General features: G+C 44.0%; 18 protein-coding genes. 9 read left to right on the plus strand and 9 right to left on the minus strand.

What is annotated here, in order from left to right:
• Positions 1–147 precede the first annotated feature (147 nt).
• The 3 genes from KNQ09_RS14040 to KNQ09_RS14050 all read right to left on the minus strand — a co-directional run bounded on the left by KNQ09_RS14040 (position 148) and on the right by KNQ09_RS14050 (position 2,973).
• Positions 148–969, minus strand: a complete 822-nt coding sequence (locus tag KNQ09_RS14040) for a DUF1028 domain-containing protein (RefSeq protein ID WP_035395554.1) — start codon at positions 967–969, stop codon at positions 148–150.
• Between the two features lie 99 nt (positions 970–1,068).
• The gene (locus KNQ09_RS14045) at positions 1,069–2,472 is read right to left on the minus strand and encodes a YfcC family protein (protein ID WP_214858843.1); all 1,404 of its coding nucleotides are present in this window, start codon (positions 2,470–2,472) and stop codon (positions 1,069–1,071) included.
• A 219-nt stretch (positions 2,473–2,691) separates the two neighbouring features.
• A complete protein-coding gene (locus KNQ09_RS14050; RefSeq protein ID WP_064300718.1) occupies positions 2,692–2,973 on the minus strand; it encodes a putative quinol monooxygenase in 282 nt (93 codons plus the stop codon).
• A 156-nt stretch (positions 2,974–3,129) separates the two neighbouring features.
• On the opposite strand from KNQ09_RS14050, the gene KNQ09_RS14055 reads away from it, so the two are divergent.
• The 5 genes from KNQ09_RS14055 (at position 3,130) to KNQ09_RS14075 (ending at position 9,364) form a co-directional block, all read left to right on the plus strand.
• Complete coding sequence (locus tag KNQ09_RS14055) at positions 3,130–3,615, plus strand: cupin domain-containing protein (RefSeq protein WP_023469764.1); 486 nt, start codon at positions 3,130–3,132, stop codon at positions 3,613–3,615.
• Positions 3,616–3,701: 86 nt separating this feature from the next.
• Entirely contained in the window at positions 3,702–4,592 is an 891-nt protein-coding gene (locus KNQ09_RS14060) for an aldo/keto reductase (protein ID WP_214858844.1), read from the plus strand.
• Positions 4,593–4,605: 13 nt separating this feature from the next.
• Positions 4,606–5,538 carry an aldo/keto reductase gene (locus tag KNQ09_RS14065; RefSeq protein WP_064300720.1) on the plus strand — a complete coding sequence of 311 codons (933 nt, stop codon included), beginning with the start codon at positions 4,606–4,608 and terminating at the stop codon, positions 5,536–5,538.
• Positions 5,539–5,619: 81 nt separating this feature from the next.
• On the plus strand, positions 5,620–6,072 hold the full coding sequence (locus KNQ09_RS14070) for an OsmC family protein (protein WP_156501866.1): 453 nt from the start codon (positions 5,620–5,622) through the stop codon (positions 6,070–6,072).
• 127 nt (positions 6,073–6,199) lie between these two features.
• Positions 6,200–9,364, plus strand: coding sequence for a DEAD/DEAH box helicase (locus KNQ09_RS14075; protein WP_214858845.1), 3,165 nt, complete (start codon positions 6,200–6,202; stop codon positions 9,362–9,364).
• On the opposite strand, the gene mutT is transcribed toward KNQ09_RS14075, so the two are convergent.
• Positions 9,339–9,743, minus strand: a complete 405-nt coding sequence (mutT, locus tag KNQ09_RS14080) for an 8-oxo-dGTP diphosphatase MutT (RefSeq protein ID WP_064300723.1) — start codon at positions 9,741–9,743, stop codon at positions 9,339–9,341. The genes KNQ09_RS14075 and mutT overlap by 26 nt on opposite strands.
• Positions 9,744–9,929: 186 nt before the next feature.
• Here mutT and KNQ09_RS14085 point away from each other — a divergent pair, with 186 nt between their 5' ends.
• The gene (locus tag KNQ09_RS14085) at positions 9,930–11,114 is read left to right on the plus strand and encodes a class I SAM-dependent rRNA methyltransferase (RefSeq protein ID WP_064300724.1); all 1,185 of its coding nucleotides are present in this window, start codon (positions 9,930–9,932) and stop codon (positions 11,112–11,114) included.
• A gap of 84 nt (positions 11,115–11,198) precedes the next feature.
• Here the strand turns inward: KNQ09_RS14085 and KNQ09_RS14090 are convergent, their stop codons facing one another.
• Complete coding sequence (locus KNQ09_RS14090) at positions 11,199–12,197, minus strand: zinc-binding dehydrogenase (RefSeq protein ID WP_064300725.1); 999 nt, start codon at positions 12,195–12,197, stop codon at positions 11,199–11,201.
• A 109-nt stretch (positions 12,198–12,306) separates the two neighbouring features.
• Here KNQ09_RS14090 and pepT point away from each other — a divergent pair, with 109 nt between their 5' ends.
• Positions 12,307–13,542 carry a peptidase T gene (pepT, locus tag KNQ09_RS14095; protein ID WP_064300726.1) on the plus strand — a complete coding sequence of 412 codons (1,236 nt, stop codon included), beginning with the start codon at positions 12,307–12,309 and terminating at the stop codon, positions 13,540–13,542.
• 39 nt (positions 13,543–13,581) lie between these two features.
• On the opposite strand, the gene KNQ09_RS14100 is transcribed toward pepT, so the two are convergent.
• The 4 genes from KNQ09_RS14100 to KNQ09_RS14115 all read right to left on the minus strand — a co-directional run bounded on the left by KNQ09_RS14100 (position 13,582) and on the right by KNQ09_RS14115 (position 18,004).
• Positions 13,582–14,601, minus strand: coding sequence for a DUF916 domain-containing protein (locus tag KNQ09_RS14100; protein ID WP_214858846.1), 1,020 nt, complete (start codon positions 14,599–14,601; stop codon positions 13,582–13,584).
• A 23-nt stretch (positions 14,602–14,624) separates the two neighbouring features.
• Positions 14,625–15,317, minus strand: coding sequence for a WxL domain-containing protein (locus tag KNQ09_RS14105; protein ID WP_167507595.1), 693 nt, complete (start codon positions 15,315–15,317; stop codon positions 14,625–14,627).
• Between the two features lie 16 nt (positions 15,318–15,333).
• Complete coding sequence (locus KNQ09_RS14110) at positions 15,334–16,902, minus strand: hypothetical protein (protein WP_214858847.1); 1,569 nt, start codon at positions 16,900–16,902, stop codon at positions 15,334–15,336.
• A 232-nt stretch (positions 16,903–17,134) separates the two neighbouring features.
• Positions 17,135–18,004 carry a prohibitin family protein gene (locus KNQ09_RS14115; protein ID WP_195866042.1) on the minus strand — a complete coding sequence of 290 codons (870 nt, stop codon included), beginning with the start codon at positions 18,002–18,004 and terminating at the stop codon, positions 17,135–17,137.
• A gap of 299 nt (positions 18,005–18,303) precedes the next feature.
• Between KNQ09_RS14115 and KNQ09_RS14120 the strand changes: the two genes are divergently transcribed.
• Entirely contained in the window at positions 18,304–19,926 is a 1,623-nt protein-coding gene (locus tag KNQ09_RS14120) for an ABC-F family ATP-binding cassette domain-containing protein (RefSeq protein WP_023469778.1), read from the plus strand.
• 65 nt (positions 19,927–19,991) lie between these two features.
• Positions 19,992–20,375 (plus strand): NUDIX domain-containing protein, encoded by a 384-nt coding sequence (locus tag KNQ09_RS14125; protein ID WP_214858848.1) that lies wholly within the window; start codon positions 19,992–19,994, stop codon positions 20,373–20,375.
• The last annotated feature ends 59 nt before the right edge of the window (positions 20,376–20,434 follow it).

Genomic DNA, 20,434 nt, shown 5'->3' on the forward strand with positions numbered 1-20,434 from the left:
TACAGGAAAAAGCGCATTTTTGCGCTGTCAGAGACAAACAAGACCCGCTTTCCTGCTTGAATGAAGCAGGAAAACTGGCTTGTGTTTCGCCTGAGGAAAGGGCGTGAAAAGACGAATCATTCTTTTTTTGAGTTAAACTCGTCGTTTTCATTGTGACCGGATATATGCGAGGACACGTGTATCAATCGCACGATCCGCTTGTTCGCGCATCTCGAAGTTTTCCGTATGCAGATATGTCCGGAACGCGTCTTCGAAATCACCGCGATAGCCAAGCGCTAATAATTTATCCATCAACTCTGACTCTAAGACATCATCGATCGGCTTGATTTCTTCCGGCTTACTCGGTTGTAGATAAAGGGTATGCAGTTGATAGATGCGTTCGAGCTCTTCAATCGGACTCGGATGATCGTCAACGCGTAAATCAATATAACGGTCGTTGAATCCACCGTATCCGCCACCCTCCTTGACGACGAGCAGTGCCGCTGACTGCATTCCGCGTGAGTCCCCGCCTGCTGCTTGACCAGCTGCTAACGCACGCAATAAACGTTCTGCAAGCGGACCTTGCGTTGATTCAAAGACACGTGCCATCTCTTTCACCGTATTACCGTCTACAAGAATATTCCCTTGCGCTGCAAAGTGTTTACCGGCAATCCCACCTGCCCAGTCGTTACATCCCTCACCCGTGAATGTCGCACTCTTGCCATTCGCATCGATGATCCCGACCTGGCGATCCGCTCGTCCTTCATCTGCTTCCGTCAATCGACGTAACACCTCGTCCGCTGAAGCGCCTTGTTCGATCATCCGCAATCCTTCAGGACCATACGTCGTGTTTGCAAACGACTGTGTCGCTACCGCACCCACTCCTGCCTTCGCAAATGGTACGGCACTCCCGACCGCTAAAAACTTCGACTGAACGGCAACACCCCACGCTTGTTCTTTTTCACAATACCCAACGATTGAATATGTCACTTCAGTTCCCCCTTTAGTCATTACCTATTCCGTTCGTGATAACGCTTCCCGATTCCTGCAACTGAAAAACCTTCCGGACAGATGTCCGAAAGGTCGACTTCATTGAATACCAAGCGTTACGGCAAGTAATAAGGCAGCACATGCCAAGGCAATCCAAATCGCGAAGAGTTTCCAGACGAAGCGTAACCATTGCTCATACGGAATGCCTGCGATTGCGAGAAATGCCATCAAATGCGCGCTCGTCGGGAAAATCATGTTCGTCAGTCCATCTCCATATTGGAATGCTAAGACAGCCACTTGACGCTCGATCCCGAGTAAATCCGACAATGGTGCCATGATGGGCATCGTCGTCGCCGCTTGTCCACTCCCGGATGGAATGAAGAAGTTTGTAATCAATTGCACGGCGTACATCCCGATGACGGCAAAGAACGTCGGTAAATGTCCTACGGCATTCGATAAGCCGTAAATGACCGTATCGATAACACGTCCTTCTTCGAGAATGACGACGATTGCTCGAGCAAATCCAACAATCAAGGCGCCGAACGTCACGGCTTTTGCGCCGTCAATCAAACTCTCGAACGTACCGTTCACACCAAGCGTAACGATTCCCGCAATCATCCCGATGATCAAGAAGGATGCGGTTAATTCCGTCAAATACCAGCCCCACTCAAAGATTCCGATCACATTGAGCGTAATGCCACCGATTAAAACCAGTAAAACAAAGGCATGACGTTTCGAAAAGCTTGAAATCGTCGTCGCTGCTTCTTCCGAACGACGTTGTTCGAGATCATAAACAAGACTGCGCGCCGGATCATGTTTAACTTTCCGTGCGTAGTTCATCACATAAAGAATCGTCACCGCTAAAAATACGATATAAACAGCCGTTCGATAACCGAGACCACTAAAGAGCGGTACTTCCGCAATTGATTGAGCGACACCTACCGTAAACGGATTCAACATCCCACCGGCAAAACCAACCGCCGCCCCTAGACTGACAATCGCGGCTCCTGTCATCGCATCATATCCAAGGGCACGTGCTAACATGATCCCAATTGGCACGAAGATGATTGTTTCTTCTGCCATACCAATCGTTGCTCCGGCAATTGAAAAGACGAACATCGTCATCGGAATCATGATGTGCCCTTTTTGACCAAATCGACGGATTAATTGATTGATTCCCGCTTCAATAGCACCGGTTTGACGAATGATACCGAAGACACCACCAACTAAGAAAATGTAAAAAATGATCGCAGCACCCGCTTCCATGCCTTGCGGAATTGCTTCAAATAAACCAAAGAGATTGACAGGCGCAGACTCTACCGCGCGATATGTACCATCGATGACGACAGTCTGTCCGTCTTGCTTTTCACGATCGAATTGTCCTGCTGGAAGTGTATACGTCAAGATGACTGAGATGATGAGAATTGCCATGATGATGGCATATGTATGAGGCATCTTGAAGAATGATCGCTTCGACTCTGGTGCATTCGTTCGTTCATTCATGATAAAAGCCTCCTTTTTGTGTCTTTATAAGAATAATGCCCTAATCAGGGAAAAACTAACAGTTTCAGTGAAATGTCATACGATTGTAAAAGAAAAGTGGAATACTTCTAACTTAAATAAAGGCTTTAACCGATCATGTCGCATGAAACAAAAAAAGGAAGATATGCTAGGTCACGAACCTAGAATACCTTCCTTATGTGTCTCGTCAATCGCTTATGATTATGCTTGGAACGATTGAACGTCTAATGGTTTAGCGAGAGCCGTTTGTGCAAACGCAACGAACTGTCCGAAATGAGTACTCGTGTTGTGTGCTTCGATTGCAGCTTGGTCTTCCCATTTTTCAATCATCATGAAGACATTTTCGTCTTCTGTGCTTTGGAACAAGTCGTAGCCAATGTTTCCAGCTTCAGCACGTGATGCTTCTACTAACGTTTTTGTTGCTGCTAAAAACTCTTCTCGTTTTGCTGGTTGTACTTCTAATTTTGCTTCGATGGCGATCATCGGAAAGCCTCCTTTGTAATTTCGTTAACTTAAGCATCTTAGCACCTCCGAATTCGTTACGCCATAAAGATGCTCGGACGATTGATGATATTTAATTACGGGTAATTACAGATGTAATTATTACTTTGTGCCACATCAGAGAAAGGAGCAACGAAGATGCGCGTTGAGGTATTTTACTTTGAGGATGACGGGCACATTCCGAACAACCCGACATTCCCCGTGTTGATTTATCGACATGCATTTGCAGAGCCATCACACATCGAACAGACCTTCCATGCACATGACTGGCGTAACAGCTGGGTGGATGGCATTTTTGACTTTCATCATTATCATAGTATTGCCCATGAAGTGATCGGGATTCTTGAAGGGCATGCAACCGTTCAGCTGGGTGGTCCGCTCGGTAAGACCTTCACTTTGACGAGTGGAGATATTCTCTTACTTCCTGCCGGTACAGGACATAAAGCACTTGATACAAGCCGACACTTTCGAGTGATCGGTGCCTATCCGGATGGTCAAGATTACGACACGCTGACAGGTCAAACAAGTGAACGCCCGGAAAATCTTCAACGTATTCGTCAGGTGATGCGTCCAACTCAAGATCCTGTATTCGGTGATCACGGTCCCTTGTTTGAGCATTGGTGACGTCTCCTTCTATTGAAGAAGACGTTTTTGTTCGGAGTTCGCGTGGTAAACCCTACTATTGTCTCTCTACTAAAGGAGGAAGAACGATGAACGCAACAGAAAAGACGTTGATACTTGCTGCATTAAAGCAAAAAACGGTGGCGTTTCCCGATCAGACACATGTTCGGGCACTCGGACAAGGCACATGGCGGATGGGAGAAGAGTCGGAGAAGCACGAAGCAGAAATCGAAGCACTCCGTGTCGGTCTCGATAGTGGAATGGAACTCATCGATACGGCAGAGATGTACGGGGAAGGTGCTTCTGAAGAATTGATTCGCGACGCGATTGCAGATCGACGAGAGGAAGTCTTTCTCGTCTCGAAAGTGTATCCGCATCATGCTGGCGGAGAAGCATTGAAGCAGGCTTGTTCCAACACACTTGAACGTCTTGGTACCGATTATCTCGATTTATACCTTCTGCACTGGCGTGGTGATATTCCACTCAAAGAAACCGTCGAAGGGCTGGAAGCTTTAAAACAAGAAGGCAAGATTCGCCGTTGGGGTGTATCGAACTTTGACGTATCAGACATGAAGGAACTGTTGGCACTGCCAGGTGGTGATCAATGCGCTGTCAATCAGGTACTTTATCACCTTGGATCACGGGGAATCGAGTATGAACTATTACCGTTACTACGTGAGCATGGTATACCAGTGATGGCGTATTGCCCACTAGCAGAAGGTGGTTCATTACGTGATCAACTTCTGAATCATCCGACCGTCGAGGAACTCGCTGAGACACATGGCGTTGAACCGGCACAGATTCTACTCGCATGGGCGATTCGTGAAGGTGACGTCATCGCGATTCCTAAGGCTGGTCAGGCACATCATGTCGAAGCCAATGGTCGCGCCGCGCTCCTGAATTTAACAGAGGAAGAGCTCGCTGCACTTGATCAAGCGTTCCCAGCACCAACGAAAAAAGAACCACTCGATATCGTTTAAGGAGGTCATTTTCATGACAAAACATGTTCAACTCGGTCAATCTAACTTATTCGTTCACCCCATCGGTCTCGGTACGAATGCTGTCGGTGGACACAACTTGTATCCGAATCTCGATGAGCAAGCCGGACGCGATCTCGTTCGTGTCGCTTTGAAGCAAGGAATCAATTTCCTCGACACAGCTTTCATCTACGGACCAGAACGTTCGGAGGAACTCGTTGGTGAGGTCTGGAAAGACACAGTCGCTCGAGAAGATGTCGTCCTCGCGACGAAAGGTGCGCATCAGTTCGTTGACGGAAACGTCGTCATGAACAATTCACCAGACTTTCTCCGTCAATCGGTCGAAGAGAGTTTAAAACGCCTTCAGACAGACTATATCGATTTGTATTACATTCATTTTCCGGATGAATCGACACCAAAGGATGAAGCAGTCGCAGCACTCGCAGAACTGAAGAAAGAAGGAAAGATTCGCGCAATCGGTGTCTCGAACTTTTCGCTTGAACAACTGAAGGAAGCGAATAAAGACGGACATGTCGACGTCTATCAAGGGGAATACAACCTATTCAAACGGGATGCGGAAAAAGAGTTACTCCCGTATATCGTTGAGAACGGTATGTCGTTCGTCCCGTACTTCCCACTCGCTGCTGGATTATTGGCAGGGAAATATACAAAAGAGACGACGTTTGATGATTTACGAAAAAACGATCCTTTGTTCCAAAAAGATGTCTTCGAGGAAAACCTCGCAAAAGTCGATCAACTGCGTCCGATCGCAGAAGCACATGATGCGGAAGTCGCACACGTTGTACTCGCGTGGTATTTGGCACAGGACGGTATCGATGCCATCATCCCTGGTGCGAAACGACCGGATCAGGTGACGGATACGTTGCGTACGTTAGATGTTCAGTTGTCACAAGAGGATATCGAAAAAATCGACCAAATTTTTAGCTGATCGTTCTCTTCTAATTGAACATGAGCAGAATAGGCGAAAAATCATGCTGAACTTCGTATGATGGAGGCATGGAGGCGATTGATCATGAAGCACCACTTTCATTTAACCGCAGACTGGCCGGGCAATCGCAATGATGTTGGTCAGATCGAGACGGGTGAACTAAAAACAAAAATCTCAATTCCGGACGCCATGGATGGTCCAGGGGTTGGTACGAATCCAGACGAGATGTTACTCGGGGCAGCTGCTACGTGCTATATCATCACGCTTGCCGCGATGCTTGAGCGTAGTCACATTCCAAAAGTCTCGTTAACGATGGAATCTGAAGGCATCGTCGATGTCACGAACGGTGTCTTCACATACGACGCGATCATTCATCGTCCGAAACTGTTATTGCCAGCCGATCTGTCGGATCGTGATCTGGAGAAGGCGCAACGTCTTGCTGAAAAAGCGGAAGGTTCGTGTATGATTACGCGAGCATTGGCTGGTAATGTCAAAGTATCGCTTGAGGCTGTTGTGGAGCGAATCTCAAATTAATAAACAAAAATCATCGTTTAACTTTTTAGTTAAACGATGATTTTTTTACTTTATTTATCTATTTATTGGTATATTATTGATGATTTGCTCATTATAAATACCATTTACTATCATTCGGAGGATAACCATGTCTTATTATGAAACACTACGTTCTTCAACTGAAACTAACTCACAATCTGATACAACAAGTGTCTCTGTACCAGCACATGACTACACAACAGAATTACTTACACACCTTAATCAAGTACTATATCAATCTTTAGACCATTTACAAAAACAAGATAAACCTGATCAAATGGTTGAAACGGTCAATGAATGGCTCCTTCATTTAAATCAACCTCCGATCGACTCGCCGCTTCATCGTGAACTCACTACTAGCACAACTCATGCTTTACCTACACAATATAAAAATTCTTTGCGTGCTTGGGAACTCATTGCTCCTGGCCAACTCGAACAAAAACAGTTATTGCATCATATCAATCAAGAATTATGGACAGCATCTGCTGCTGATTGGATGGTGAGTTTTACACGACATTCTGGAATCCAAACGCTTGTACCAGCTTTAAAAGAAGCAGAAGCTCAAAACAAACCAATTCGCATTTTGACTTCATTTTATATGAATATTACAGAAGCGAAGGCTATCCGGCATTTGATGGAATTCAGCAATATCGAAGTAAAAATTTATGAACCGATTAAAAAAAATCATGCGTTTCATCCGAAAGCCTATTTATTTTCACGTCCTGATCAGTTGGATAGTGCTATTGTTGGATCTTCTAATTTATCAAAATCAGCTTTAACGCACGGCATGGAATGGAATATTCGTATACCTTCTACACCCGTCACAACATTAGTCACTCAAGCAAAAAACTTGTTTGAACAGCTTTGGAACAGCCACGAAGCGACTATATGTACAGAAGAATTATTAGTTCAATACGAACAGTACCAACAAGAAACACCATCTATAAGATCATTTTCTATCCGCGATACAGTTGCCGAACCCGCTGTCGATTACACCGTTATTGAACCAAACCTCATGCAGATTCCAGCTTTAGAAGAACTGAATCGTTTGCGCGAGCGAAAAGAAAAAAAAGCAATGGTCATTGCGGCAACAGGAACGGGGAAAACGTACTTAGCAGCATTTGATGTCCGTCAAGCTCAGGCTAAAAAAGTATTATTTGTTGCACATCGTGGAAAGCTACTATCACAAGCTGAGCATACATTTAGGCAAGTTTTTGCAAATGAAAGTTATACATTTGGTAGATATTCAGGATCACAACAAATTCAAGATGCACAATTTACCTTCGCTACCGTTCAAACACTTTCAAAAGAGGTTCATCTTAATCAATTTTTACAGGATACGTTTGACTACATCATTATTGATGAATTCCATCACGCTTCATCTGCTTCTTACCAAAACATTCTTAACTACTTTACGCCGAAATTTTTGCTTGGCGTAACGGCAACACCAGAACGAATGGATGGTCAAAATATCTTCCAGCTTGTTGACTATAATGTCGCTTACGAAGTTCGTCTGTATGATGCCTTAGCACAAGATTTACTTTCACCATTCCATTATTTTGGTATTCAAGATGATGAATCGATTGATTATTCTCTTATTCCTCAACAAAACGGCTTTTATGTAGAACAAGATCTTGTTGTTGCACTCGAACGCTCAACACGAACAGATTATATTGTTGAAATGATTCGTAAATTTGGATTCAGTGGTAATCAGGCTGTTGGATTAGGATTCTGCGTCAATATCAATCATGCAGAGTTTATGGAGCAAGAATTTAAACGACATCAAATTGAAGCAATGGCTGTTACAAGTAAACAGTCTGAAGAAGAACGCGAAGAAGCCATTCGCCGACTAGAGGACGATCAAGATCCACTACAATATATTTTTACAGTTGACTTGTTTAACGAAGGAGTCGATATTCCAAAAGTCAATCTCATGCTATTTTTACGTCCTACGGAGTCTCCTACTATTTTTATTCAACAATTGGGGAGAGGCTTACGTAAACATAGCTCAAAAGAATTTGTTACGATTTTAGATTTTATCGGAAATAGTCAAAAGGCTTTTGTTGCACCGCTTGTGTTGTCCGGTCAACAATCGTTTCATTCTATTGATCGTTATAAAATTGCTACTGCTGTAAAACAGCATTTTCCGATTTTACCGGAAGGATCTTTAGCCATTCTAGATTCAATTACAGAAAGATTTATTATTGAACAAATGAAAAAAATAGAGTTTTCAGCTAGCAAACAGCTCCGTGAAAGTTATCAAAGGCTGACACGTATGATCGGAAATCCTCCGAGTTTAAATGATTTAGTTACGCATAAAGACGCACCAGCTATTGAAAGTATTGTTCAGCAATGGAGAAGTACATTACGTCTTAAACAACTTGAAAAACATGCTACCGATGAAGAACTACGTTTATTGCTCGATGACACAACACGCAAAATTGTTGAACAGCTCGAAGGGCTATTCCCAATTCGCGAGCCCTTCAGCTTACTGATTTTAAAACATTTACTGCATCATCCTTCTGCTTCAGTACAAGATATTGAACAAGAAGTTTTCAAAGAATTCGCCTTATCGACGAATCACTCTTTTTCAAAGCGACCTATTATTCATCATCTTTTTAAACGCTGGTCTACTGCGTTTAAAAATGACCGTATTCAATTGCTAGATGCTGTATCAGAAGAGCGCTATCGCTTTTCAAATACAGTCGTCCAAGCACTTCAACAATCAACTGAATTACGTTCATATATGATGCATTTTATCCAAGCAGGTCTACTTGCATTTCATCAACTACCAGATCGAATTAACTGGTTGATCGAAGACCAGGCGTTTCTATTACATCAAACATACAATCGTTCTGTTATCCAACGTCTTCTTTGTTCACCAAGTCAGGAAGGTTCTTGGCGTGAAGGCGTAGCTCAAGCTGGTGACGATTACATTTTATTCGTGAATTTACACAAAGATGAAGCCATTGATGAGCAACTAAAATATAACGATTATTTCTTAGATCAATATCGTTTCCACTGGCAGTCTCAAAGTAATGCAACTGCTACAGGTAAAGCCGGTACTTTATATCAAAACCATGAGAGCGAAGGAATTCGTATTCATTTGTTTATGCGTAAAGCAGATAAAGAACAAGGAAAAACGCTACCGTTCACATACTTTGGCCAGTTAAAGCATCTTCAAAGTACAGGTTCTAAACCGATTAGTGTGACTTGGTCACTTCATTCTCCACTATCAATTGAACTGTTTAAAGAGTGGCAAACTCTTTCTTAATGTACTCAACTGCAGGAATATCGGCAGGAGCCCATTCAAGCTGATCAAGATCTGAAACAGATACCCAGCGAAGCTCTGCATGTTCTACGGCAATCGGTTCTCCTGTTACGATTTCAGCTTCAAACGTATGCAGTGTAACAATAATAGCATCGTACTCGTACGTCGTTTTTTCAATTGGTTGTTTGACCTTAATGTTACATTTTAATTCTTCATTGATCTCGCGAACTAAAGACTGCGAAGGCGTTTCATGTAGCTCAATTTTTCCACCAGGAAACTCCCATAAGTTGGGCAATGACATTTGGCTACTACGAAGTGCACACAATATTTCATTATGATCGTTGCGAATGACAGCCCCTACGACTTGAACATGTTTTTTCATTTTTTATGTTTCACTCCAAATCATTATAGATTTTTCAGTTCTCTGCTTATCATAACAAAAAACCGTTATTCCTTTGACTTATGCAAAGAATAGCGGTTTTATTTATATCCAGTTATCCACATGTGGATAACCCCATTTATGGTATACTTATGGCACTTATCCACAAGTAGAAATGAGGAAACTAACATGTCCCGTGAACTTTATCCAGTTGTCGTCAAACCAGAATGGATTGAATCGATTCAAAGCGGGTATCCCGCGTTACGCAAGGAAATGTTCGAAGCTTTGCACCATGTCAAAGAGGCAGGCGGACTGCTTCATCTGATGACAGAACATAAAGAATACCTCGCGACCGGTTATTTTGGCAAGCAGGAAAAAGGTGTCGGTTGGACTCTCTCAATGGACGAGCAAGAAGCGATTGATGTCGCCTTCTTCAAACAACTTTTTGAAAAAGCGTTAGACAAACGAAATGAATTTTTTGAAGAGTATTCAGAAGCCTTCCGTATCTTTAACGGTGCTGGAGATGGTATTGGTGGTTTGACGATCGACTGTTATGATCATCATTACCTCATTACATTCGAAAATGAAGGCATCTATACATTCCGCCCACTGATTCTTGAGGCTCTTGAATCACTACTGAATTATAGAAGCATTTATGAAAAACGAGATTTCCTCGTCGATCTTCAACCGGTCAAAGGCGACGACTTTTTGAAGGGGGAACGAGGCGATTTTCCTGAAGTCGCACAAGAATATGGTGTGTTGTATGAGTATGACTTGGATGCTGGCATGCGGACTGGTTTTGACATTGCCCAACGTGAACTACGCCGAATCCTTCTCGATTCCGTCGAACGAAAGACCGTACTTAACCTCTTTTCCGATACAGGAACGTTAACGGTAGCTGCCCTTTATGGTGAAGCTGCCCGAACGACAAGCGTTGATTTCTCGACACGTAGTCGAAATAAGACAAAAGATAATCTGATGTTGAACAGTTTTACTCCCGAAAAACAGAAGATTATAGTTCAGGATGCGTTCGACTACATCGAACAAGCGGATAAGAAAACTCGTTTTGACGTCGTCTTATTCCATCCGCCCGTACAAGTTAATACACGGACGCGTCAGTTTCGGACGGAACAGGATCTCGCCCTTTGGATCCAAAAAGTCATTCATCTGACGAATCGTGGAGGACTGCTTGCGATTACGACAGATAGTCCTGCTCTTGATGCCTCACAATTGAAAAAAGCTGTCGAGCAGGCATTCAACAAGTTGCGTCAAAAATTCGAAGTCGTATGGGAGCAACCGGAGCAGAAAGATTTCCCGACTCCTCCTTCCATGCCACAACTCGCTCCAAAAAGCATTCTCGTTCGTCGTAAATGATGTGTTATCTAAAAAATCCGCTACCGAATTTTTCAGTAGCGGATTTTTTATATTTTTAACAGGAAATGTAAAATGAATGGAGAATCATTTTTTAGGGGTTGGATATACGCTCACCTTACCAAAGTGTGATGTTTGATCAAATCGTTGATAGAGATCGTTTAGTGCATCGCGTTCATAGGGAATTTGCTCTTCAATTCGAATCTCAATCGTTCCCTCTTCCACTAAATGAATGAGTTCTGATAAGTGGCGTTGCTGTTGTTTCATCTCATCTACTTTTCCTTTCAGTAACGGAAGCGCGACGAACACAGCTTCAAGTGACAAAGCTTTACTATGCATCATCGTTAAATCTTGTGTCGTCCGTGTCGCGATCGAAATGATGCGTCCCCGCTCTTTAGCGAGTATGAACGATTCTTGTAAATGGTCACCGCCGACTGTATCAATAATGACGTCGAATCCGTCCAGATCCAGTCGGTTTAGCAACACTTCAGCCGATTCTTCCTTGTACCGATGAACGCGGATCCCTTTTGCTTCTAGCCAAGCTGCCTTCTCGTCAGAAGAGGCGCTCGCTGTGACGTCACATCCATAATGATGAGCAAGTTGCACGGTAAGATGTCCTACTCCACCCGTTCCACCTGCTACATAAACACGGATTCCTGGGGTAATCGCGATTCGCTCTTTTAAAATTTCCATCGCCGTCAACCCAATCACCGGTAAACAACCAGCAACCTCAGCCGAGACCCCTTCCGGTCGTAAGACTGCCATCTGTTCAGGTACAAGCATTTCTTCCGCTAGCGCACCGGCACGTGTTCCAAGTCCGCCACCGAATGCGACGATGCGATCGCCGATAGAAAAAGACGTCACACCCTCGCCGATCTCAATGACTTTCCCCGTTACATCGCCCTGGAGAATTCCAGTCGTCGAAGCCGCCGCCACATGTCCGAAGAACATCTTCGTATCAAGTGGATTGATGCTCGACCCCTCGATTTGAACCCGTAATTCGTGTTTCCCCGCTTTTTCAGGTGTGACGTCTTTTTCTGTAAGTGATGCGTCTTTTCCATACTGATCGACTACGAATGCTCTCATGAAGAATTCCCCCTTTTTCATTATTAGTCTATCATGATTCAGAATTCTCTCACATTAGTCGTTCATGCTATGATGAAGGTATCTTATGACGAGAAGGGACGTTTTTGATTTGAAACAAGAATTGATTGATCGTCTAACTACATACGTGAAAGTCGATACACAGTCGAACTATGAGAGTACAACTGTTCCAACAACTGAAGGGCAATGGACACTGGCTCGTTTGCTCGTAGAAGAATTAAAGACAATTGGCATGGAAGAGATCACGGTCGATGACAATGGTTATGTCATGGCGACGTTACCCGCTAATACAGATGCAGACATTCCGACAATTGGTTTCCTTGCTCACCTTGATACGGCAACGGACTTTACAGGTACGAATGTCCGTCCGCAACTCGTGGAAGCATATGACGGAAATCCAATCACGTTAAGTGAAGTACCGTCCGTCATCCTGTCGCCAACTGATTTTCCAGCACTACACAACTATGTTGGTCATACCTTAATGACAACGGATGGTACGACATTACTCGGTGCCGATAATAAAGCCGGAATCGCAGAAATCATGACAGCAATGCATCATCTGATTTCACATCCAGAAATCAAGCATGGTCGCATTCGTGTTGCCTTCACACCAGACGAAGAAATCGGTCGTGGACCACATCACTTCAATGTCGAAGCATTCGATGCCACGTATGCTTATACGGTCGACGGCGGTCCGCTTGGTGAACTCGAATACGAAAGTTTTAATGCGGCTGCGGCCAAAATCGTCTTCCATGGAACGAATGTCCATCCAGGAACAGCAAAAGATAAGATGGTCAATTCGCAGAAACATGCGATGGCATTCCACGATCGTCTTCCTGGAGAAGAGTCTCCTGAATTCACGGATGGTTTCGAAGGATTCTTCCACTTAATTTCGTTTGACGGTTCTGTCGAAAAAACGACACTCGACTACATCATTCGTGATTTTGATCGTGAGGCATTCGAAGGACGGAAACACTTCTTATCTGCCCTTGTCGATGAGTGGAACAAAAAGTATGGCGCAGGTAGTGTGGAAATCGATTTACACGATCAGTACTACAATATGCGCGAAAAAATCGAACCCCACATGCACATCATTGATATCGCTCATGCAGCGATGGAGTCGCTTGACATCACACCGATCATTAAGCCGATCCGTGGTGGAACGGATGGATCACAACTTTCATACATGGGTCTTCCGACACCGAACATCTTTACCGGTGGCGAGAACTACCACGGCAAGTTTGAATTCATTTCGGTCGATAATATGGTCAAAGCAACACAAGTGATCATTGCCATCGCTCAAGGATTTGAACAAGCTTCGCGCTAATCAAAAAGCAGATTCTCAGCGCTGAGAATCTGCTTTTTTTCATGTCTGGCGTTGTTGTTTTTTCAAACGATAGATATAACCAATCAACAAAAAGATAATCAACGTCGAGGCAATCATGAGTTCCTTTGACCATTCACCGACGAAGGAGTTGGAATTTTCCTCAATCTCTCGCTCAGGTATCTGTTCTTTCATCCGGTCTGCTTGACGCTTCGTGATTTTAAAGCTGTCTTTCCACTTCCACGTCTTTTCTTCTCCTTCAACACGGATATTAATGTGATACGTCCCTGGTTCTAAGATTCCCGTCGTTTCAATCGGTGTTCTCATATAAATCGACGGAGCAAATCGAACTTCCATCTCTTTACGAACGACGACTTTTTTGCCTTTCATGACGACGGCTTCGAACTTCATAGGCTGACTGATCGTCGGTACCTGATTGGCTAGCTTAACAAAGACAGTCGGTCTAGAAAAAGACGACTTTGCCTCTACCCCTTCGTACGTAATCTCGGGCGCCAGGTCTTTAATCGAAGATCGGACTTTCAAACCGATGATGTAAGAGTGACGATTTTGAATACCGATTGTATTTTTTTCAGCTGTTTCTTTTTCTGGTTTCTTCTCGACCCGAACACCAGCTAACAAGGTACCGTCTAAATCGTTCACGATCTCAAGTGGTAAAGAAACGACTTTCGATTCGCCTCCTTTGATGAACGTCGATGTCGCGTTCGGTTGAATGAGATCCGTCAACGAAGTCGGAGCTAACGGGACCGGTTTCTTTTGATCGTAAACGATCAAACCATTATCGTTCGTCGTCGCATTCCGGATTGATGTCAAAAACGTATGATCATCAGGTCCGTGATTGAAAATCCGAACTTGAATGTTCGTCTTTTGTTTTGCCGTCATACGTAAGTCAAAGTACGAGACACCAGAATCGACTTGGTAGGCATTCGGAACGGCTTCAATCGAAAAATTGACGCGATCTTCTGCAAAACTAGTCGAAGGTATGACGCAGAATAACAATCCATAAAGTAGTATAGCAAGACAACTGGCTCCCCATCGTTTCATCTTTGTCTTCACCTGCTTTCAAGTCAATTCACGACATCCGTAAGCGTCCAGTCGAGTGTTGCGGTGTGTGTGCCTTGCACTTGAGAATTGATTGGTACATTGAGTTTGATGTAATCGTTATCGGTTCCATTACCCTTCCAGTAAATTTGCCAAGTTGAGAACGTTCCTTCTGGGGATGTTAATATCGTTTGCGCATCTCCTGCATTTCCTGGTGTCAATGTTATGTCTCCTGTCGTAGGTGCTGCGAATCCTGATACATTCACTAATGTTTGAACAGTACCGGCATCAATGGATAACGTCGAACCTATTAACGAGGGTTTTCCACCTTCATCTATAAAGTCTCCCAACTTCACAGTTACTTCCCATTCTGTCCGATTAACCCGTCGATCCGTTACTTGGAGAAATGGTTTTTGATCAGTCGCCTTAAACTCAGCTTTATTGGAAAGCAATTCGTTTGATCCAAAATCAAAGTTAGGCGCATAGTCGAGTGTCAATGCTCCTGTATTTCCTGTAGGTGTATTTCCGCCGTTTTTGTCTGGTTCATATGGATTGTTCGGGTCCCGATCATCTGGATCCACGATGACCGGTGCTTCATTCGTCGTGAACGTAATTTTTGCCGTCGACTCGCCCGTAGAAGTCGCCGCCCATGCAGTGGTTGTTCCTAAAACCAAAGCTGTACTCATCAATACCGTCGAAACAGCGAAACGTTTCTTCATTTCTGTTCTCTCCTTTTCATGGTGCATTGATTAAACTCCATTGAATGTCTGCGCTATACGATGAAGGTTTTGGATATTTGCCAGTTAAGTCGAGAATGATCCCTTCGTTTTCTGCGTAGGTTAACGGTGTCTGATTCGAGCTTGCCGACATCGTCCCTGTTGCGATTTCAATAGCAGTCGTTTGTAACAATTGGGTTTTCGAAGTGGTCTTAAAATAAAGAACATCGCTCAACACGTCATTGTCTGTACTCGTCAAAGGACGACTGAGACTTGCTTGTAACTTCCAGTTGTAACCTGTTGCATTTTCGTGCGAAATAGAAATCGTCATTGGGGACAAGCGAGGGATGATTTTCTCACGTCCTGTCAACTCATGACTTCCGAAATCTAGAGTATCCGGAACACTTAAGTTGAATGTAGATCCGATTCCAAGTGTTGCTGTAGCCGTACCACTACTTAAAACATTCAAATCAACTAACCCATCTGCTAAAACACTCCGGAACGTATAGACTTTATCGACTCCGACTGGTAGATTTCCGACTTTGAAAGATAAGGTGAATCGATCGCTACTTAGAAGAGATAGCTTTAATAAAGAGCTAACATCAGCATAGATTTGGTTATTCGTTCGATCGATTATTGCTGTCGCATCTCTCGTTTGCGATCCAATTCCAAGTAATCCACTATAGCGATATTGCAGTTTGACGGAACTCGTTTCAATACTTTGCATCACTTCTGGTGGTAGTCGAAAAATAATATATCCACTTGATAAATTTAAGCTCAACAATCCAGAAACAGTATTTTCTAGTGTGATCGTTTTAGTCGTTCCATTATAGGAAGCATCTAAGCTTGATGTTCCGAGCAGTGCTACTCCAGCAAGCATCGGTACAACCGCTTGTTGCTTCTCTTGTCTTGGTTTAGGTGACGTTAGGACAGGAGTTTCGATTTCGTTCGGTGATTCTGCTTTACCAGAATCAGGTTGGTCGGGAATTTTGTTTTCCTCTTCATCAGTAGGTGCTGTCTCAGGTGTCAGTGGATCGTCATTCTCGGTTGGAGATGTCTCTGGTGTGGATGGATCTTCACTTTCAGTTGGGGGTATCTCGGGTGTTGATGGATCTTCATTCTCAGTTGGAGGTATCTCGGGTGTAGGTGGATCTTCGCTCTCGGCTGGTACTGTCTCAGATGTTGGTGGGTCTTCGTTCTCAGTTGGAGGTGTCTCTGGTGTGGATGGGTCTTCGTTCTCAGTTGGAGGTGTCTCTGGTGTGGATGGGTCTTCGTTCTCAGTTGGAGGTGTCTCGGGTGTGGATGGGTCTTTACTCTCGGTTGGGGGTGTCTCGGGTGTTGGTGGGTCTTCACTCTCGGTTGATGGTGTCTTCTCTACTTCTACGAGTTCTTCGCATTGTTCAATTTCCTCTTTTTCCAACAAGTCCTTTTTCTTTGGATCATTCAACGTCTCTTCACAAAACGATGACGTCAAAGGGTCTGGAATCTCGAATTCCTCAGTCGTCGCATGACTGTGCGGAATCGGAAAGCTTGTTGCCAGTAAGATCATTAAGATGATAAAAAGATTTGGTGATCGATTTCGATACAATAAAATTCCTCCTTCAATTGGAACAATTCATTGACCTAGTTGATCTAAATGACTTTTCTTTACACCTTCTTCCTTCTAAATAAGGTAATTAAACCATTAATTTGGGATTTAAAAGATATAAAATGTATCATTTTTTATTGATATATTAAAATTTAATACCGTAAGAGCATTAGTACAGTCATTTTATTATGATGAAATAAAAAAATGTGCTTGTCTCCAAGCACATCGAGTTTTAATTCTTGTCTTCTGTTGTAGCATCCGGAATCGGTAATTGAACCATACTACCCGATCCACTGACGAGTGGTGACTTCCCGTCCCATTTCTTGACAGCTTCGTATTGAATCATTTCTTCTGTCAATGTCTTCTGTAGTTCTTTTTGAGCTTTTGCTAAACCTTGGGCTTCAATCAAACGGGCATCTGCTGCTCCTTTCGCTTCTACGCGAAGACGCTCTGCTTCTGCTTTAGCGATTTCAAGATCCGTTTTCTTTTTATCAAGTTCCTGCGACGCTTTGACACGCGCATCGATTGCTTCCTGTGTCTTTTCATCTGGTTTCGGCGCACCGAGTGCGACATCTTCGATGATGAAACCGATATCCTTGACGTCTTCTGCAAACTGCGTCTGAATGCTCGTCGAGACATTCCCTGATTTTTCACCGAACAGTTCAAGGACGGTAACTTTCGAGATTTGCTCACGCGATGCATCATAGAGACGCTGTTTCAGATAACCTTTTGCGATCTCATCGATTTCGATCGGTCCGAACTTATTGAAGACTTTCGTCACCTTATCCGGTGAGACGGAGAAGCTGTATGTAAAGTCAACGACGATGTTCTTTCCATCCTTGGTCGCAAGCGTCATGTTTTCAAGCGCTTTTGTCTGTGTCCGAATCGGATACTCTGTCACCCGTGTAATCGGTGAAACGACATGCCAACCTTGCGATAACGTCTCATCTTTGACACCGCTTGACGGTGTATAGACGACACCAACTTGTCCAGGTTCAATTTGTTCAACGATGAACGGCGTTGTTGCAAGCAATGCTAGTACGAGTACACCAGCGATGATCATCGATGGGCGAATTTTTTTCTTCGGTTTGATTTCTCTCATTCTGAATCTCCTTTATCGATCTTTTCTTGGATATAACGGTAGAGTTCCATGCCAAGCAAAACGATGAGGGCGAAAAACAATAATGTGAAAAAGATGGCCATCTAACCCCTCCTCTAACGAATTCCTTACTTTCTTCTACGTATCTATCTGGAAAATGTTTCATTTTTTTAAATGTCTGGTTGCTTATTTTTAATTTCTGTCCTAATATGGAGGGAACTTTGCCTGCTCTACGACAGATCACGATTTGTGGTACACTCGAATGAGCACATCACTTACTAGAAACGAGGGTTCATCTCTATATGATTACAGTACAAAACGTCGGTCTTCGCTTTGCAGACCGAAAATTATTCGAAGACGTCAACATCAAGTTCACACCAGGTAACTGTTACGGTCTGATTGGTGCAAACGGTGCCGGTAAATCGACATTCCTGAAAATTCTCGCTGGTGACATCGAAGCACAACAAGGCGATGTCATCATCACACCAGGCGAACGTTTAGGCGTTCTCCGTCAGAACCATTACGAATACGAAGAATTCCAAGTCATCGAAACGGTCATGATGGGACACAAACGTCTCTATGAAGTCATGAAAGAAAAAGATGCGATCTATATGAAAGAAGATTTCTCGGACGAAGACGGCATGCGCGCTGCTGAACTCGAAGGTGAATTCGCTGAGATGAACGGTTGGGAAGCAGAATCGGAAGCCGCAATGCTTCTTCAAGGACTCGGCATCAAGGAAGACCTTCACTCGAAAACGATGGCTGAGCTGACTGGATCGGAAAAGGTCAAAGTCTTGCTTGCACAAGCGTTGTTCGGCAAACCAGACATTCTCTTACTCGATGAGCCGACGAACGGACTTGATTTGAAAGCCGTCAAATGGCTCGAAGAATTCTTGATCGGATTCGAGAACACGGTCATCGTCATTTCCCACGACCGTCACTTCTTGAACAACGTCTGTACGCACATGGCGGATCTCGATTACGGTAAGATTCAACTGTATATCGGAAACTACGATTTCTGGTACGAGTCAAGTCAGCTTGCTTCGCGTATGGCAAGTGACCAAAACAAGAAAAAAGAAGAGAAAATCAAAGAACTTCAAGCCTTCATCGCGCGTTTCAGTTCAAACGCTTCGAAAGCGAAACAAGCGACGTCGCGGAAGAAATTACTTGATAAAATCACACTCGACGACATTCGTCCATCGTCACGCCGTTATCCGTTCGTCGGTTTCACACCGGAACGTGAAATCGGAAATGACCTCTTGATGGTCGACGGCATCTCGAAGACGATCGATGGCGTCAAAGTCCTTGATAACGTCCGCTTTTCGTTGAACAAGACGGATAAAGTCGCGTTCATCAGTCAGAGCGATATCGCAATCACGACTCTCTTCAAGATCCTTATGGGTGAGATGGAACCGGACAGCGGTACGTTCAAATGGGGCGTCACGACTTCGCAGTCGTACTTGCCAAAAGATAACTCGGAATTCTTCGAAGGCTCGGATAAGACGATCCTCGATTGGCTCCGTCAGTATTCGCCGGCAGATGAGAGCGATACGTTCCTCCGTGGATTCCTCGGTCGGATGCTCTTCTCAGGAGAAGAAGTCATGAAAAAAGCATCTGTCTTATCTGGGGGCGAAAAAGTCCGTTGTATGCTTTCAAAAGCGATGCTCAGCGGTGCTAACGTTCTCGTACTCGACGATCCAACGAACCACTTGGATCTCGAATCGATCACAGCACTCAACGATGGCTTGATCGCTTATAAAGGTGCGATGCTCTTCAGCTCGCATGACCATCAGTTCGTCGAAACAATCGCAAACCGCATCATCGAGTTAACGCCGAACGGTATCGTCGATAAAGAAACGACATACGATGAGTACTTGAACAATGATACGATCCAACAGCAATTAACAGCGTTATACGCACAATGATGTCAAAAGAGACCGGAACTGTCGTTTCGGTCTCTTTTTTGAATATATTAAAGGAGGAATACGATATGCGACATCGCGTATGTGCTGCATTGATCGAGGAGCAACAAATCCTAATGGTCGAATTACACACGCCTTCCCGGACGTTCTGGACGTTACCGGGCGGAGGTGTCGAGAGTGGGGAAACCAAAGAACAAGCCGTCATGCGGGAAGTGTTAGAAGAGACACATCTTCACGTTACAATCGAACGACAACTCTACGAGATTTCAATCGATCAGGGAATCGAGACATGTTTTCTCGTTCAACGTCCCTCAGGTAGTTCTTCTGCACCTCGACTCGGGATTGATCCCGAACTTCCGCTTAATCAACAGGAATTACGAACCGTCCGTTTCCGACCACTAAAGGACCTTCAAGATGATCCACAGATTGCTCGTTTGCTGACCTTACTGTAAAGGAAAGATTAACTAACTGAGATATAACTGACCAGGTTTTTTTACACCCTCTACATAAT

The sequence above is a fragment of the Exiguobacterium sp. s191 genome (assembly GCF_018618955.1).
In the GTDB taxonomy this organism is placed as follows: domain Bacteria; phylum Bacillota; class Bacilli; order Exiguobacteriales; family Exiguobacteriaceae; genus Exiguobacterium_A; species Exiguobacterium_A abrahamii.

Bases quoted from the DNA above. Each gene is read 5' to 3' on its own strand.
- KNQ09_RS14045 (WP_214858843.1), bottom strand. From the start codon at position 2,472: ATGAATGAACGAACGAATGCACCAGAGTCGAAGCGATCATTCTTCAAG.
- KNQ09_RS14050 (WP_064300718.1), bottom strand. From the start codon at position 2,973: ATGATCGCCATCGAAGCAAAATTAGAAGTACAACCAGCAAAACGAGAA.
- KNQ09_RS14055 (WP_023469764.1), top strand. From the start codon at position 3,130: ATGCGCGTTGAGGTATTTTACTTTGAGGATGACGGGCACATTCCGAAC.
- KNQ09_RS14060 (WP_214858844.1), top strand. From the start codon at position 3,702: ATGAACGCAACAGAAAAGACGTTGATACTTGCTGCATTAAAGCAAAAA.
- KNQ09_RS14065 (WP_064300720.1), top strand. From the start codon at position 4,606: ATGACAAAACATGTTCAACTCGGTCAATCTAACTTATTCGTTCACCCC.
- KNQ09_RS14075 (WP_214858845.1), top strand. From the start codon at position 6,200: ATGTCTTATTATGAAACACTACGTTCTTCAACTGAAACTAACTCACAA.
- mutT (WP_064300723.1), bottom strand. From the start codon at position 9,743: ATGAAAAAACATGTTCAAGTCGTAGGGGCTGTCATTCGCAACGATCAT.
- KNQ09_RS14085 (WP_064300724.1), top strand. From the start codon at position 9,930: ATGTCCCGTGAACTTTATCCAGTTGTCGTCAAACCAGAATGGATTGAA.
- KNQ09_RS14090 (WP_064300725.1), bottom strand. From the start codon at position 12,197: ATGAGAGCATTCGTAGTCGATCAGTATGGAAAAGACGCATCACTTACA.
- KNQ09_RS14100 (WP_214858846.1), bottom strand. From the start codon at position 14,601: ATGAAACGATGGGGAGCCAGTTGTCTTGCTATACTACTTTATGGATTG.
- KNQ09_RS14105 (WP_167507595.1), bottom strand. From the start codon at position 15,317: ATGAAGAAACGTTTCGCTGTTTCGACGGTATTGATGAGTACAGCTTTG.
- KNQ09_RS14115 (WP_195866042.1), bottom strand. From the start codon at position 18,004: ATGAGAGAAATCAAACCGAAGAAAAAAATTCGCCCATCGATGATCATC.
- KNQ09_RS14120 (WP_023469778.1), top strand. From the start codon at position 18,304: ATGATTACAGTACAAAACGTCGGTCTTCGCTTTGCAGACCGAAAATTA.
- KNQ09_RS14125 (WP_214858848.1), top strand. From the start codon at position 19,992: ATGCGACATCGCGTATGTGCTGCATTGATCGAGGAGCAACAAATCCTA.